The organism is Stenotrophomonas veracruzanensis (assembly GCF_032911525.1).
GTDB classification, from domain to species: domain Bacteria; phylum Pseudomonadota; class Gammaproteobacteria; order Xanthomonadales; family Xanthomonadaceae; genus Stenotrophomonas; species Stenotrophomonas africana.
The window spans coordinates 23,523-37,394 of record NZ_JAWJTI010000039.1 but is presented as its reverse complement, the minus strand read 5'-3'; the positions used below and the strand labels follow the sequence as shown (position 1 = coordinate 37,394).

The following is a 13,872-nucleotide window of genomic DNA, read 5'->3' as shown; positions in this document are numbered from 1 at the left end:
CGTCCCCCGCGAACCCACCCCGCCCGGCCAAGCGCGGCTTTTGCTTTACGCGGCCAAGCAGCCAGCCACGAGGGGCTGCGCCGTTGGCTGGAAACTCAGTACCGCTTGATCCCCGGCACCGTGCAGCCTTCAATCTGCGCATGCGCCGACACCGCATTTTCCTTCTCGCCCCGCGCCAGGCGCGACTGCTCGATCGTCGCCCAGTGCCGGCGGCACAGCGGCCCCGTCTTCGAACCCAGATCCACCGCTTTGCGCGCGAACGCCTCCGCCTGCGCCCATTGCCCCTGCAGCAGCGCCAGTTCGGCACGTTCCTGCAGCACCGCCGGGTCGCCGGCGACGATTTCCAGCGCATGGTCCAGGCTGCTGGCGGCACCGGCCAGATCGTTGGCCTGGCGCTGCGCCTGCGCGGTCACCCGCAGATCTTCCACCTGCGAATCACGCAGCGGCTGCACCGACAACTCCTTGTCGTCCGGACCCGCTGCGGCATTCACAGCTGCCAGGCGCTGCGCCGGCGTGGTGGTGTCGACCGGCTTGACCACCGGCGGTGCACTGCTCACGCAGGCGGCCAGAGCCAGGCTGAGGCCGGTCAAGGCCAGGGGCTGCAGCAGGGATCGCATGTTCATCGGCTTCATCGGCTTCATCGGCTCGGAGGAGGAGTGGCAGCGGCAGGTGCTGCGGCAGGTTCGGCGGGCGCTTCCGGCTTGCGGTCCAGGCCGAACCAGCTGCGCCAGCCACCGCCTTCGCTTTCTGCACCGCCCTGCCCGTCCGGCGACACCGCCGGCGCGCACGGCGCATACGCCGGTGCATAGCCGACCACGAACGGGAAGCGGCGTGCACCTGGGCAGCCTTCATCGGTCGTGTTGAGACCGGTGGGCGCCACCGACTGCCAGTCCAGACCCTTGTTGCTGACACGCAGCGGTGCGCTCGGCAGGCGCTGGAAGATGCCCGACCACACCCGCATCGCGCCGGTGGCGCCGTACAGACCGGCCTGCTCGTTCTGGTCGTTGCCGATCCAGATCACCGCCAGATGATCGCCGGTGTAACCGGCATACCAGCTGTCACGGCCGTCATTGGTGGTACCGGTCTTGCCGGCCGGCTGCAGCCGGCCCAGACCGTCGGCGTTGAGGCGTTGCGCGGTACCGCTGGCGACCACCTGCTGCAGGCCGACACTGATCAGGTTGGCGGCGATCGAGTCGCCTTCCTGGGCCGGCGCCGGGGTCTTGTCATACCGCTTGAGCAGTTTGCCCTGCGGGTCGAGCACGCCACGCACCGCGTGCAGCGGCTGGATCTCGCCGCCGGACGCGAGGAACTGGTACAGCTGCGCCATCGCGTAGGGACTCTGGTCGGTAGAGCCGAGGATCACCGCCGGATTCGCTTCGGCCTTGATACCCGCCAGCACGTGGATCAGCTGGGTCACCCGCTCGGGGCCGACCTGCATGCCCACGCGCACGGTGGCCTGGTTGTAGGAATGCGCCAGCGCGTCGATCAGGCGAACGGTGCCATGGCTGCGGTTGTCGGCATTGCCGGGGCTCCAGTTGCGGCCACGACCGAGCTGGACGGTCACCGGTGAATCGTCGACCCAGGTGGCCAGCGAGTAACGGTCCGGCTGAGCCAGCGCCAACAGGTACACGAACGGCTTGAGCAGCGAGCCGACCGGGCGCTGTGCTTCGATCGCGCGGTTGAAGCCGACCTCGGACACCTCACGGCTGCCGATCACCGCCAGCACGTCACCGTTGTGCACGTCGGTCAGCACCATGCCGGCCTGCAGTTCGGGGCGACGCTTGCTTTCCAGCGACTTGATGGTGCGGGTCACCGCGCCTTCGGCATAGGCCTGCGCGGACGGCGACATACCGGTCATCACGCTCAGGCCTGCGCCCTGCAGCGCCGATTCCGGATAGTCATGGCCAAGCTGGCGACGAACCAGGTCGACGTAAGCCGGGAAGCGGTTGGCCGCGACCAGGCCCGGCGTCTTGGGCACGCCCAGCGGTGCCTTCAGCGCACGCTGGTATTCGGCATCGTCGATCAGCGTGGCTTCGTGCAGCTTGCCCAGCACGAAGTTGCGGCGATCCAGCGCCCGCTCCGGGTTGCGACGCGGGTCGTAGAAGGACGGCCCCTTGACCAGGCCGATCAGCAAGGCGATCTGCTCGGTTTCCAGCGACGACAGGTCACGGCCGAACCAGAATTCGGCGCCGGAAGACATGCCGTGGATCGCCTGGCTGCCACGCTGGCCCAGGTACACCTGGTTGAGATAGGCCTCGAAGATGGTGCGCTTGTCGTAGCGCGCTTCCATGATCAGCGCGTACAGCACTTCGTTGAACTTGCGGGTGACCGTCTGTTCCTTGCCGATGCCGAGCAGGCCGCTGCGGGCCAGCTGCTGGGTCAGCGTCGAAGCGCCCTGGCGGCTCTGGCCACCGGAGCGGATGGTCACCCACACCGCGCGGGCAATGCCGGAAAGGTCGATGCCGTGATGACGGTTGAAGTCCTTGTCCTCCACCGCCTGCAGGCCGGTCACCAGCAGATCCGGCGCCTCATCCATGCGGATCAGGCGGCGCTCTTCCTGCTTCTGGCCGTACAGCGTGGCGATGCGGGCCGGGTCCAACCGTGCGGCCTTCAGGGCCTTGCGGCTGTCGGCGTCGCGCAGCGAAGCGACCGCACCGTCGGACAACGACAGCTCCAGCCGGCGCGGAGCAACGCGGCCATCGACATCGTTGTAGCCGCGGCTGGAAATAACGAAGCGCCCACCGTTCACCGCATAGGTGGCCGGCTCCTTGCCCTGCCCGTCATCGCGGTAGGCGGACGCGGCGAGCTCGGTCTTCAGGGTTGCCGCGTCCAACGCCTTGCCCGGCGTAAGCACCAGCGGACGCGCGTACACACGGGTCGGAATCTGCCAGCGCAGTTCACCGAACCGCTGGGTCACCTGTTGGTTCAGGTACAGCGTATAGGGGATCAGGAAGCCCAATCCCAACGCGACCGCGGCCATGCTCCAGGTGATCAGGCGGCGCCGCCACAGCGGGCCGTTGTCCTGCTGGTCGTCGTCGTAATCGTCGATGTCGTCGGAATCGTAGCGTCGGGGCACGGGGATGCGGGCAGGTAGGGTCTGGCGAGTCTAACGCAGCCGCCGTGGCGGCTGGCAGGCGATGGGCTGCGGTTTCACTGCAGTTCAAGCTGGGCGCGACGTCCGCTGGCCTGCCGCGGCCCCTGCCAGTGCCGCCCGGAGGCCCTTCCAGCCGGCTCCGGCCAGGCAGACATTGGCCAACCGAGCGATCAAGCGCGGCACGTCATGGGCGATCCAGCGCCGCTGAACATCCGCGCGGCGATACAGCTGCAGCCGCGACCACGCCATGCGCCAGGCCAGCGCGTGAAGCCCCTGGAAGCGCTCCGGCGCCACGACTACGCCACGCTGTCGCAGCAGAGCATCCAGGGCCAGCAGGCGCCCCGCCGTGCGCTGGCGCGCCTGCGCATCGAACAGGTCGAGATGGCGCAGGCGCTGCAGAAAGCCGCGCCGACTGGCTCCGATCTGGTTGTTGCCATGCTGCCGATAGTCGATGGTCGGTTCGGCCAGCATGTCCAGCCCTCCCCGCAGTGATGCGTTGACCGCGAGCCATTCGTCGTGGCTCCAGCCCGCAGGCACGGGCAGTGATCCGACCACAAGCTGGCGACGCAGCGCACAGGTTGCGCCGGTGACAAAATTGCGTTGCAGGATTACGTCAGCAGCCAACCCGGCGCGTTCCAGCTCCACTTCGGCCAAGTGCACTTTCAGCACCTCCAGCAAGCGCTGGCCCAGCGGCGCGCCCTGCGCGTCCACCAACCGCGCGTCGCTGTGCAGCAGCAACAGGGCCGGGTCTGCCTGGAAGCGCTGCACGTAGCTGCGGACCCGCCCCGGATGCCAGACATCATCCTGATCACACAGGAACAGGATATCGGCCTGGCAACGCAGCAGCGCGTCGGCGAAATTGCGCACATAGCCAAGATTCTGTGCGTGCTGGACGATCTCGACACGTACGCCCAGCGCCTGCGCGCGCGGCACGAACGCCTGCAGCAGTTGCAGCGTCTGATCGCTGGAGCCGTCATCGCCGATCACGACTTCGTTCACCGGCAGATCCTGCTCGAGGATGCTGTCCAGCTGTGCCTGCAGGTAGCGCGCACCATTGTAGGTGCACAGCGCGACGCCAATGCGTTCGGCAGCGGCCGATCGGGATGGCGTGTCAGGCATCGAACGTACTCGCGGAAAACAAGGCTGGGGGATGGTAGCAGAGCCCCCGCCAGCGCACGGAAACCGGCGCTGACTATCCGTTGCCGGGATGGGCAGCGATACGCTGCAGGGCCTGCGCAGCGCTCATCGGCTGCCACATGCCCGCCTCTGGCTGGAACGGTCGCGGCGAGATGCCCAACAACGCCTGCAGCGGGCCGTTGTCTGCAACCAGGTCCTGCTGCAGGCGTGACACCGGGCCGCGGGCGCGCGGAACCAGTGCGGCCAGGCCACGCAGGGCACTGCCCGGCAACGGCAGCGCGAGGGTCGGCTGCGCCAGGCTCGCATGCACGCGTCGGAACATCGCGTGATAGGGCAACCGTTCGCCGCCACCGATTTCCAGCACCCTCGAGGACCCCGCGCCGCTGCTGATGCAGGCCACCACGGCACGGGCGATGTCATCGGCATGCACCGGCTGGCGCAGGCCATCGGCCAGCGGGATCGGGAAAAGGCGCAGACGCAGTGCGCGCTGCACGATCGGGGTGATGCTGCGGTCGATGCCGGCGCCGTAGATCAGCGTTGGCCGCAGGATCGTCCACGCCATGCCGAGACGTTCGGCCTGTTCGATCAAGCCTGCTTCGCCCCGCTGCAGCATCGCTACCACGTCCTGTTCGTCGGCCTGCTCGGAATCCTGCTTGCTCAGCACGCTCATCGAACTGGTGGCGATGACCTGCCCGGCCGGAGCCACGCTCTGCTGTGACAACCACTGCGCCAGGCCTTCCAGCGGTCCGAAGCTGGCGATCACCTTCCAGGCAGGGGACGGCACGCTGTCCAGTGCGCTTGCGAGATCCCCGCACAGCCACTGCACACCGTCCTGTGCCGGTTGTGGCCGCCGGCTCACCGCCTGCACCCGCTCATGCACCTGCACCAGGCGCGGCAGCAGGAACCGGCCGATCTGGCTGGTGGCTCCGGAAACAAGGACGGTCATCGGCACTCCGTGGGGTGTTGCGGGGCTGGCTACTATAGCGAGCCCTCCGGCAACGACGAGGCTCAGGGGGAGGACACCCCGATGTCGCGCAGGCGCTGCCGCAGCTGCTGGTACTCGCTGCTGGAAGCACCAACCCCGAGCTCGCCGGCCTGCTGCAGGGCGCGCTCGGCAAAGGCCACATCGCCATTGCCCAGACGCTCGCTGCCAATTGCCAGCCATCGCTGTGCCAGGCGCTGGCGGGCAGCAGCCAGGCCATTCGCAGTGGGTGACAGGGTCTGCCAGGCCTGCAGGCAGGCCCCTGCCGCCTGCACCCGGTTCTGCCGCAGGTTGTCATCGAAGCAACTGCGGCTGGCGGGCAGCAGGCGGGCGGCTGCAGCTTTCACCCGTGCATCGCGTGGCGCCAGTGACTGCGCTTCACGCAGCGCATCAAACGCACTATGGCCGGGCGGGCTGATCCACTGCCCGGCGCGCTCGGCACGCTCCATCCTGCGCAGGTGATCGCGCAGCTGTCGTTCACGTTGCGCCGTACTGACGGCCGGTTGTTTCAGGGACTGCTGCGCCTGCTGCGCGCGTTGCAGGCGCTGCGCCAACTGCTGACGTGCTGCTGCCGACGCACCCAGCTCTTCCGCCAGCGCCGCATCGCGCTGCGCAGCCTCGAACTGGAAATCATCGGCCTGGCTCTGGCTGCGCGCAAGCACCGCCTGCAGCGCCTGCTCCCGCCCACGCTGGGCCGCAGGATCCTCCGGTGCCACCGCCAGCACGGCCAGGAATCCTTTCGCTGCCTTTTCCAGCTGCTGCCGCTGCAGCGCGCGCTGCGCCTGCCGCAAGCGTTCGTCCACCGCCCGCGCCAGTGCTTCCTGGCTGGCCGGCAGATCGGCATGGCCCGCATCGAACTGACGCGCGCGCTGCACGATCGCGGCGGCTTCGGCCAGTTCCCCGCGCGCGCCCAATGTACGCGCGTGCTGCAGCAGATCGCTCAGCGCATCCTCGCGCCCTTCCAGTGCCGGCAGGTTGTCAGGCTGCAGCGCCAGGATGCGCTGGAACAGCGGCAGCGCGCTGCTGTCGCCATCGTCCAGCCGCCCGGCAGCGAAGGCATTGCGGGCCTGGGCCAGCAGCGCCCCGATGCCGGCGCCCGCACTGCGCCGTGCCTGCAGCTGGCGGTCGACGGCATCTGCATCGACCTGCGGCACCTGCAGCTCGCGAGCCAGCGACAGTGCCTGTGCACTGCCGTCGAGGTCGTCGTTCTGCAGTTTGTCGCGGGCCTGCTGCAATGCGGCCGCAGCGGTTCGTGCCAGGCCCTCGCGGGCCTGTGGGCGATCACCATCCAGCGCCAGCACGGCCTGGTAGCGCTCGCGCGCACCACTGCCGTCGGCCGCGCTCAGCCGGCCAGTGGCAAGCGCGCGGTCACCTTCGGCCAGCAGCTGTTCGATCTGCGGCTCACCCCAGAACCAGTCGGCCAATGGCTTGCGCAGCAGCACCAGCAGCACGAACACCGCCAGCGCCGCGACCAGCGCCCAGCGCCACACCCGGCGCGCGTGGCGTGCCTGCAGCCACCACCAACGGCCTTCGCGGCGGACGCGGTCCAGCGCAGGATGTTCAGCGCCATGCGGGCGATGCGGGGGCTCGCGTTCCATGCGTGCAGGGTAGCCGGGGCAGCGTGAAGCTCAGCCGAGGCGACGCGCCTCGCTCACGCCGGGCAGCGCATCCAGCTTGCCCAGCAGGGTCGACAGCTGGCCGTAGTCGCTCACCTTCAGACGCAGGCGCAGGTGGGCACGGCCACTGTTGCGCACGTTGTCACTGTGGATGTCGAGCACGTAGGCGTCTTCCTGGGCGATCAGGTTGGTGATGTCCTTCAGCAGCCAGCGGCGGTCGACTGCAGTGACCACCACGTCCACTTCGTAGCCACCACCGGCCTGGCCCCACTCTACCGGCAGGATGCGCTGTGGGCTGGTGGCTGCCAGCCGGGCCAGCGCGGCACAGTCTGCACGATGCACGGTGACACCCCGGCTACGGGTCAGGTAGCCGACGATCGGCTCGCCGGCCACCGGCTGGCAGCAGCGCGCCAGCTGCACCAGCAGATTGCCCACGCCCTGCACCGTGAATTTCGACTTGCCCAGGTTCTCGCGGCGGGCAGTCGGCCGCGGCAGGGTTGGCGTGGGCGCCGGCTGGCTCGCTGCACGTTCGGCTTCCAGCAGGGTACGGCTGACCTGGTTCGGGCCGGTATCGCCCAGCGCCACCTGGATGTAGAGGTCGTCAACGCTGTCGGCATGGAACTTCTTCGCCGCCACCGTCAGGTCCGAGTGCTGCAGGCCCAGCCGCTTCAGCTCACGCTCGAGCAGCTCGCGACCGGCCTGCACGTTGCGCGCACGGTCCAGCTTGTGGAACCAGCTGCGCACCTTCTCGCGCGAGCGGTTGCTGGCCAGGAAGCCGTTGGCCGGCATCAGCCAGTCGCGCCGCGGGTCGGCCTCCTTGCCGGTCAGGATCTCGACGCGGTCGCCGCTGCGCAGGCGATATGTCAGCGGCACGATACGGCCATTGACCTTGGCGCCGCGGCAGCGGTGGCCGACCATGGTGTGCACCTGGTAGGCGAAATCCAGCGGCGTGGCACCCTGCGGCAGGTCCAGCACCTCGTCCTTCGGGCTCAATGCATAGACCCGGTCCTCGGTCAGCTCGGCGTCGAGCGCCCCGGCCAGCTCATTGCTCTGCCCGTCCTGCGCCTGCTCCAGCAGTTGGCGCATCCAGGTGATCTTGCGGTCGAAGGACTTTTCCGCGCCCTTGCCGCCTTCCTTGTATTTCCAGTGCGCGGCCACGCCCAGCTCGGCCTGCGAGTGCATCTCATGGGTACGGATCTGCACTTCGATGGTGCGCCCTTCCGGGCCAACCACGGCGGTATGCAGCGAGCGATAGTCGTTGGCCTTGGGCCGGGCGATGTAATCGTCGAACTCGCTGGGCACCGGCGCCCACAGTGCATGCACCACGCCCAGCGCGGCGTAGCAGGCGGCCACGTCGTCGACCATCACCCGCACTGCGCGGATGTCGTACAGCTGGTCGAACGCCAGCCGCTTCTTCTGCATCTTCCGCCAGATGCTGTAGATGTGCTTCGGGCGGCCGCTGACTTCGGCCTTGATACCCTGCGCGACCAGCTCGCGCGACAGCACCTTCTTGACGTTCTCGACATAGCGCTCGCGCGCGATGCGGGTCTCGTCCACCTCGCGGGCGATACGCCGGTAGGTCTCCGGTTCCAGATGGCGGAACGCCAGGTCCTCCAGCTCCCACTTCAGCTGCCAGATGCCCAACCGGTTGGCCAGCGGTGCGTGGATGTCGCGGGTCAGCTGGGCCAGCGCGCGGCGTTGCGCGTCGTCGAGCTTGTCGGCCGCGCGCATCCGCGCCAGCTGCCGTGCCAGCAGGATCGGCACCACGCGCAGGTCTCGGATGATCGCCAGCAGCAGGCGGCGCAGGCCTTCACTGTTGCGCCCCGCCTCGCGGCCGGCATGCAGCGCCCACACCGGATCGGCTGCATCCTGACCGTCGAGCAGGCCGATCACCGCCGCCTTGTGGTTACCCAGAGGCAGTTGCTCCAGACTGGCACGCAGGCCCGGCAGGTCGAACAGCAGCGCCGCGACCACCGCGCCCTCATCGGCCGAGAGCATCGCCAGTGCGTCAAGGGTATCGCCCAGACCCGACCAGCTGGCGCGCATCTGGTGGTCGCACTCCGGCGCTTCCCAGTGCTCGCGCAGGGCCTGGCGCAGCGGAGCAGGCAGCACCGCTGCCGAGGGACGGTTCAACAGGCCATCCAGGCCGGGGACGGAAGCGCGGTTCACAGCATCGAGCAGGCAAGACAGAGGCCTCTACACTAGCGCCGGCGCCGTTCAGGGACAATCACCACGGCCACCATCACCCGGCATGAAGACATGCCGCTACACTCGTGGGCAAACCCAGGAGAGTCCCGCCATGCCCTCGATCGTCCCGCGTTTCCGCCCACGGCTGCTGGCCTGCGCCGCGCTCCTGCTGTCCCTGTCGGCGCCTGCGCTGGCCCAGCGCGTGGTGGAGGGTGACCTGCAGCAGCAGATGTCGCCCGCCGAGTTCAAGGCGGCCGGCCTGGACAAGCTCAGCGCGCAGGAACTGGCCACGCTGAACCGCTGGCTGCAGGGCAAGGTCGAAGCGGCCACAACCCAGGCGGTTGCTGCGGTACGGGAATCGGCGCGGGAGGAAGGCCGCCAGGAAGTGATCGTGAAGAATCGCGGCTTCTTCGATTTCGGCAGCAACGAGCCGATCACCGGCGTGCTGCAGGGCGAATTCCGCGGCTTCGGCAAAGGCCGCGTCTACGTACTGGACAACGGCCAGGAATGGGAGCAGACCGATGCAAGCACCCTGGCCGGTGTGCGCAAGCAGTCCCCCACCGTCAGCATCAAGCCCGGCGTGATGGGCGTCTGGTACCTGAAGGTCGACGGCGTGAACACCCAGCCGAAGGTACGCCGCACCAAGTAACGCCGCCCATCGTGTAGAGCCGAGCCCACGCTCGGCTGCGATCTGCACGGGAAGATGATGAGGCATCAAAAAAGCAGCCGAGCATGGGCTCGGCTCTACGTCATCACATCATCGGAGTCACGCCTGGCGCAGTGCGGTCACCCGCTGCGCCAGCTTCTTCGCCGAGATGCCGGTGCGTGCACCCAGCTCCTGCGCGAACAGTGACACCCGCAGTTCCTCCAGATCCCAGCGCAGCGCCTGCCACTGCGGGCGCTCACGCAGGCCCTGCTGTTCGCCCACCTCCAGCGCCTCCAGGAACGGATGCAGCTCCAGCATGCGCGCCTGGTCACGCGGCGGATCACGCTTGGCACGCTCGGTACGCAGGATCATCGCCTTCAGATAGCGCGGGTACTGCGCCAGCGCGTCGGCCGGCGTATCACGCAGAAAGCCGGGATGGATCAGGCCGGCCAGCTGCGCTTCCATGTCGTCCAGATTGCCGCGCGCCCAACCCATCAACGGCGCCTCCAGCATCGGCTTCAGTTCCGCCACCAGGGCCAGGATGGTTTCGGCCAGTTTCAGCCGCGACATGGCCTCACCAAACAGTGCCTTGGCCGCATGCTCACGGCGCTGCTCGAAGGCCGCCGCATCGCGGATGTCTTCCAGGCCCTCGGCCAGCACCGCGTTCATCGCTGCATCGACCAGGTCGCCGCGCAGGCGCTCCTGCGACTCGATCGCGGCATACAGCAGGCCGGTCTTGGCACCGACCGGCAGCTGCTTGCGCGCCTGCTTCACCTTCTCGGCCAAGGCGATTTCCAGCAGCCGGCGCACGCCCAGCGGGTGGGCCTCCTGTGCCTGCTGCCGGTCGGCGAAGATGCGCAGCGCCACGCTGTCGCCCTCGTCCAGCAACGCCGGATAGGCCGGCACGCCTGCTTCACCGGGCACCTGCAGCGGAATCGGCGTGGCCGGGAACGTGCGCAGGCCATCGGCTGCCATCTCGCGGCCAGCACGTGCAGCGAACGCATCGCCGGCACGGCCGCCGAATTTCGCACGCAGCGCGTCCAGATCGCGCGAGGTCGCCAGTACCTTGCCCTGCTCGTCGCGCAGCCGCAGGTTCATGTGCAGGTGCGGTTTGATCGAACCGGGCTCGAAATCCAGCGCAGTCACCGTGGCGCCGGTTGCGCGTGACAGGAAGCGCGCCAGTTCGCCGGTGATGGCATCGGCACTGGGCTGCGGGAACGCTTCGTAGAACGCGCGACCGAAGTCTGGTGCCGGCACGTAGTTGCGGCGCATCGCCTTGGGCAGGCTGCGGATCAGTGCCGAGGCCTTGTCGGCGACGAAGCCCGGCGCCAACCAGCCCAGCTGCACCGGGTCCAGCGCGTTGAGCAGGTGCAGCGGTACGTCCAGGGTCACGCCATCATCGTCGGCACCCGGCTCGAAGCGATAATGCAACGGCAGCCGCGCCTGACCCAGCGTCAGGTACTTCGGATAGCGCTCCTGCTCGCTGCCCTCGCCCGGCAACAGATCGACCAGCGACCAGTGCAGGGTCTTGCGCTGTTCCGGCGCCAGTCCCTTCCACCAGGTATCCAGGCCCGCCGCCGAGTGGATCTGCGGCGGCACCCGGTCCAGGTACCAGCGGGCCTGCCAGTCCTCGTCGGCAACGATGCCGGCGCGGCGCAGCTTCGCTTCTTCCTCGCGAGCGACCTCCAGCACTTTCTGGTTGTCGGCCACGAAACTGGCGCGGGTGTTGATCTCGCCGGTCACCAATGCCTGGCGCACGAAGATGTCATGTGCCTCGCCCGGTTCAATGCGGCCGTAATGCACCGGCCTCTTCGGCGCCAGCACCAGGCCGAACAGGCTGATCTGCTCGGACGCCAGCACCTGGCCCTGCGCGCGCGACCAGTGCGGATCGAAATGTTTGCGCAGCAGCAGATGCGGCAGCTCGGCGATCACCCAGTCCGGCTCGATCGCGGCCAGGGTCATGCCCCACACTTTCTGCGTATCCAGCAGGTTGGCCACCAGCAGCCACGGCGGCGGCCGCTTGGACAGCGTCGAACCCGGGAACGGCAGGAACCGGCGCTGGCGCGGTGCCTGGAAATCGCCCTTCTCGGTGCGGTGACCGATCTGCGTTGGCAGGCCCGCCACCAGCGCCCGGTGCAGGGTCTGGTAGGCAGCGGCACGCACGCGTTCGCTGAAACCCCCACCCGCCGGTGCCTGGTCCTTCTGCGCACGCACGGCCACCGGGGCCGGTGCGGCCTCGGCCTTGCCTTCGCGGGCCAGGCGCGCGGCGCGGTGCAGCTGGCCGCGGGTGGCTTTCACTGCGGCAGCATCATCACGCGCTGGCGCCGGCGCACTGCTGCCGGCCAGCAACGGTGCCATCGAGGCCTCGCTGGCCTCTTCCTTCCAGCCCAGTTCTTCGCACAGCAGGCGCAGCTGGCGATGCAGCTCGCGCCACTCGCGCATGCGCAGGAAGCCGAGGAAATGACGGCCGCACCAGTCGCGCAGCTTGGACTGGGTCAGATCTTCATGGGCCTGCCGATAGGCATCCCACAGGCGCAGCACGCCAACGAACTCGGAACGACCATCGGCGAACTGCGCATGCGCGCTGTCGGCTGCACCGCGTGCTTCGGGCGGACGTTCGCGCGGATCTTGGATGCCCAGGAACGAGGCGATCACCAGCATCGGCCGCAGGCAGCCGGCGGCCTGCGCGGCGACCAGCATGCGCGCCAGCTTCACGTCCACCGGCAGGCGCGCCATCTGCTTGCCGATGGTGGTCATGCGCCGCTCGGCGTCGATCGCGCCCAGTTCGGTCAGCTGCTGCCAGCCATCGGCTACCGCGCGCTCGTCCGGCGCTTCCAGGAACGGGAAGTCCTCGATGCGGCCCAGGCCCAGCTGCAGCATGCGCAGGATCACCCCTGCCAAGCTGGAGCGGCGGATCTCTGGATCGGTGAACTCCGGCCGCGCCTGGAAATCGGCCTCGGCGTACAGGCGGTAGCAGATGCCCTCGGCGATACGGCCGCAGCGGCCCTTGCGCTGGTTGGCACTGGCCTGCGAGATCGGCTCGATGTGCAGGCGGTCCAGCTTGTTGCGCGGACTGTAGCGCTTGACGCGGGCAAAGCCCGGATCGACCACGTAACGGATGCGCGGCACCGTCAGCGAGGTTTCCGCCACGTTGGTGGCCAGCACGATGCGCCGGTTCGGCCCCGGATTGAACACCCGGTCCTGGTCCTGGTTCGACAGGCGCGCGTACAGCGGCAGCACCTCGGTGTTGCGGTACTTGCGCCGTTCCAGCGACTGGTGCGCATCGCGGATCTCGCGCTCGCCCGGCAGGAAGATCAGCACGTCACCGCGCGCATCCAGGCGGGTGATCTCGTCGATGGCCGACACGATGGCGTCGTTGACCGTGCGCTCGCCCTGGTCTTCGCCCTCGCCTTCGAGCGCGCGGTAGCGCACTTCCACCGGGTAGGTGCGGCCTTCGACGCTGATCACCGGCGCATTGTCGAAATGCTGGGCGAAGCGTTCGGTGTCGATGGTAGCGGAGGTGACGATCAGCTTCAGGTCCGGGCGCTTGCGCAGCAGCTGCTTCAGGTAGCCCAGCAGGAAGTCGATGTTGAGGCTGCGTTCGTGCGCCTCGTCAACGATGATCGTGTCGTAGTTCGACAGCCAGCGGTCGCTCGCGATCTCCGCCAACAGGATGCCATCGGTCATGAACTTGATGCGGCTGTCTTCGCTGACCTTGTCATTGAAGCGCACCTGGTAGCCCACCAGCTGGCCCAGCTCACTGTGCAGTTCCTGCGCCACGCGGCTGGCCACCGCACGTGCGGCAATCCGTCGCGGCTGGGTGCAACCGATCATGCCGGCCTGGCCACGGCCTGCGGCCAGGCACAGTTTCGGCAGCTGGGTGGTCTTGCCCGAGCCGGTTTCACCAGCGATCACCACGACCTGATGGTCGCGGATCAGCCCGATGATGGCGTCGGCTTCACGCGCAATCGGCAGCTGCGGGTCCAGAGTAATGGACGGCTGCTGCTGCGCCCGTGTCATCCGGCGCTGCACCGACGCCTGCAAGGCCTGCTCGAAGGTGGCGGCCAGTGCCGCATCCTGTGGCTTGGCCTGGCAACGCGAGAGCATCCCCAGCAAACGGCCCCGGTCGCGGCTCATGGCGCCGTCGATGGCGGCACGCTGTTGGCGCAGGCGGGGCGATGGATTTTTATCGATAGAGTTCATCAATCGG

The 13,872-nt window shown here is 68.4% G+C and carries 8 protein-coding genes; 1 reads left to right on the top strand and 7 read right to left on the bottom strand.

All coding sequences use genetic code 11. The annotated features are described in order from the left end of the window. Nucleotides 1-95 precede the first annotated feature (95 nt). From R1H25_RS17690 to R1H25_RS17665, 6 genes are all read right to left on the bottom strand, one after another. Nucleotides 96-632: a hypothetical protein gene (locus tag R1H25_RS17690; protein ID WP_317224218.1), complete on the bottom strand. Its 537-nt coding sequence runs from the start codon at nucleotides 630-632 to the stop codon at nucleotides 96-98. A 5-nt stretch (nucleotides 633-637) separates the two neighbouring features. After that, nucleotides 638-3,076 (bottom strand): penicillin-binding protein 1B, encoded by a 2,439-nt coding sequence (gene mrcB, locus R1H25_RS17685; protein ID WP_317224217.1) that lies wholly within the window; start codon nucleotides 3,074-3,076, stop codon nucleotides 638-640. 84 nt (nucleotides 3,077-3,160) lie between these two features. Beyond that, nucleotides 3,161-4,213 carry a glycosyltransferase family 2 protein gene (locus R1H25_RS17680; RefSeq protein ID WP_317224216.1) on the bottom strand — a complete coding sequence of 351 codons (1,053 nt, stop codon included), beginning with the start codon at nucleotides 4,211-4,213 and terminating at the stop codon, nucleotides 3,161-3,163. 73 nt (nucleotides 4,214-4,286) lie between these two features. Continuing rightward, on the bottom strand, nucleotides 4,287-5,177 hold the full coding sequence (locus R1H25_RS17675; RefSeq protein WP_317224215.1) for a hypothetical protein: 891 nt from the start codon (nucleotides 5,175-5,177) through the stop codon (nucleotides 4,287-4,289). A 62-nt stretch (nucleotides 5,178-5,239) separates the two neighbouring features. Beyond that, nucleotides 5,240-6,811 carry a hypothetical protein gene (locus R1H25_RS17670; RefSeq protein WP_317224214.1) on the bottom strand — a complete coding sequence of 524 codons (1,572 nt, stop codon included), beginning with the start codon at nucleotides 6,809-6,811 and terminating at the stop codon, nucleotides 5,240-5,242. A 30-nt stretch (nucleotides 6,812-6,841) separates the two neighbouring features. Next, nucleotides 6,842-8,998: a bifunctional (p)ppGpp synthetase/guanosine-3',5'-bis(diphosphate) 3'-pyrophosphohydrolase gene (locus R1H25_RS17665; protein WP_317224213.1), complete on the bottom strand. Its 2,157-nt coding sequence runs from the start codon at nucleotides 8,996-8,998 to the stop codon at nucleotides 6,842-6,844. Nucleotides 8,999-9,128: 130 nt separating this feature from the next. Between R1H25_RS17665 and R1H25_RS17660 the strand changes: the two genes are divergently transcribed. Further along, a complete protein-coding gene (locus R1H25_RS17660; RefSeq protein WP_317224212.1) occupies nucleotides 9,129-9,665 on the top strand; it encodes a hypothetical protein in 537 nt (178 codons plus the stop codon). Nucleotides 9,666-9,782: 117 nt separating this feature from the next. Here R1H25_RS17660 and hrpA read toward each other — a convergent pair whose 3' ends face one another. After that, nucleotides 9,783-13,865 (bottom strand): ATP-dependent RNA helicase HrpA, encoded by a 4,083-nt coding sequence (gene hrpA, locus R1H25_RS17655; protein ID WP_317224211.1) that lies wholly within the window; start codon nucleotides 13,863-13,865, stop codon nucleotides 9,783-9,785. Nucleotides 13,866-13,872: the final 7 nt, after the last annotated feature.

Coding starts and splice junctions, on each gene's coding strand:
- R1H25_RS17680 (WP_317224216.1), bottom strand. CDS start 4,213: ATGCCTGACACGCCATCCCGATCGGCCGCTGCCGAACGCATTGGCGTC.
- R1H25_RS17690 (WP_317224218.1), bottom strand. CDS start 632: ATGAAGCCGATGAACATGCGATCCCTGCTGCAGCCCCTGGCCTTGACC.
- R1H25_RS17670 (WP_317224214.1), bottom strand. CDS start 6,811: ATGGAACGCGAGCCCCCGCATCGCCCGCATGGCGCTGAACATCCTGCG.
- R1H25_RS17675 (WP_317224215.1), bottom strand. CDS start 5,177: ATGACCGTCCTTGTTTCCGGAGCCACCAGCCAGATCGGCCGGTTCCTG.
- R1H25_RS17660 (WP_317224212.1), top strand. CDS start 9,129: ATGCCCTCGATCGTCCCGCGTTTCCGCCCACGGCTGCTGGCCTGCGCC.
- hrpA (WP_317224211.1), bottom strand. CDS start 13,865: ATGAACTCTATCGATAAAAATCCATCGCCCCGCCTGCGCCAACAGCGT.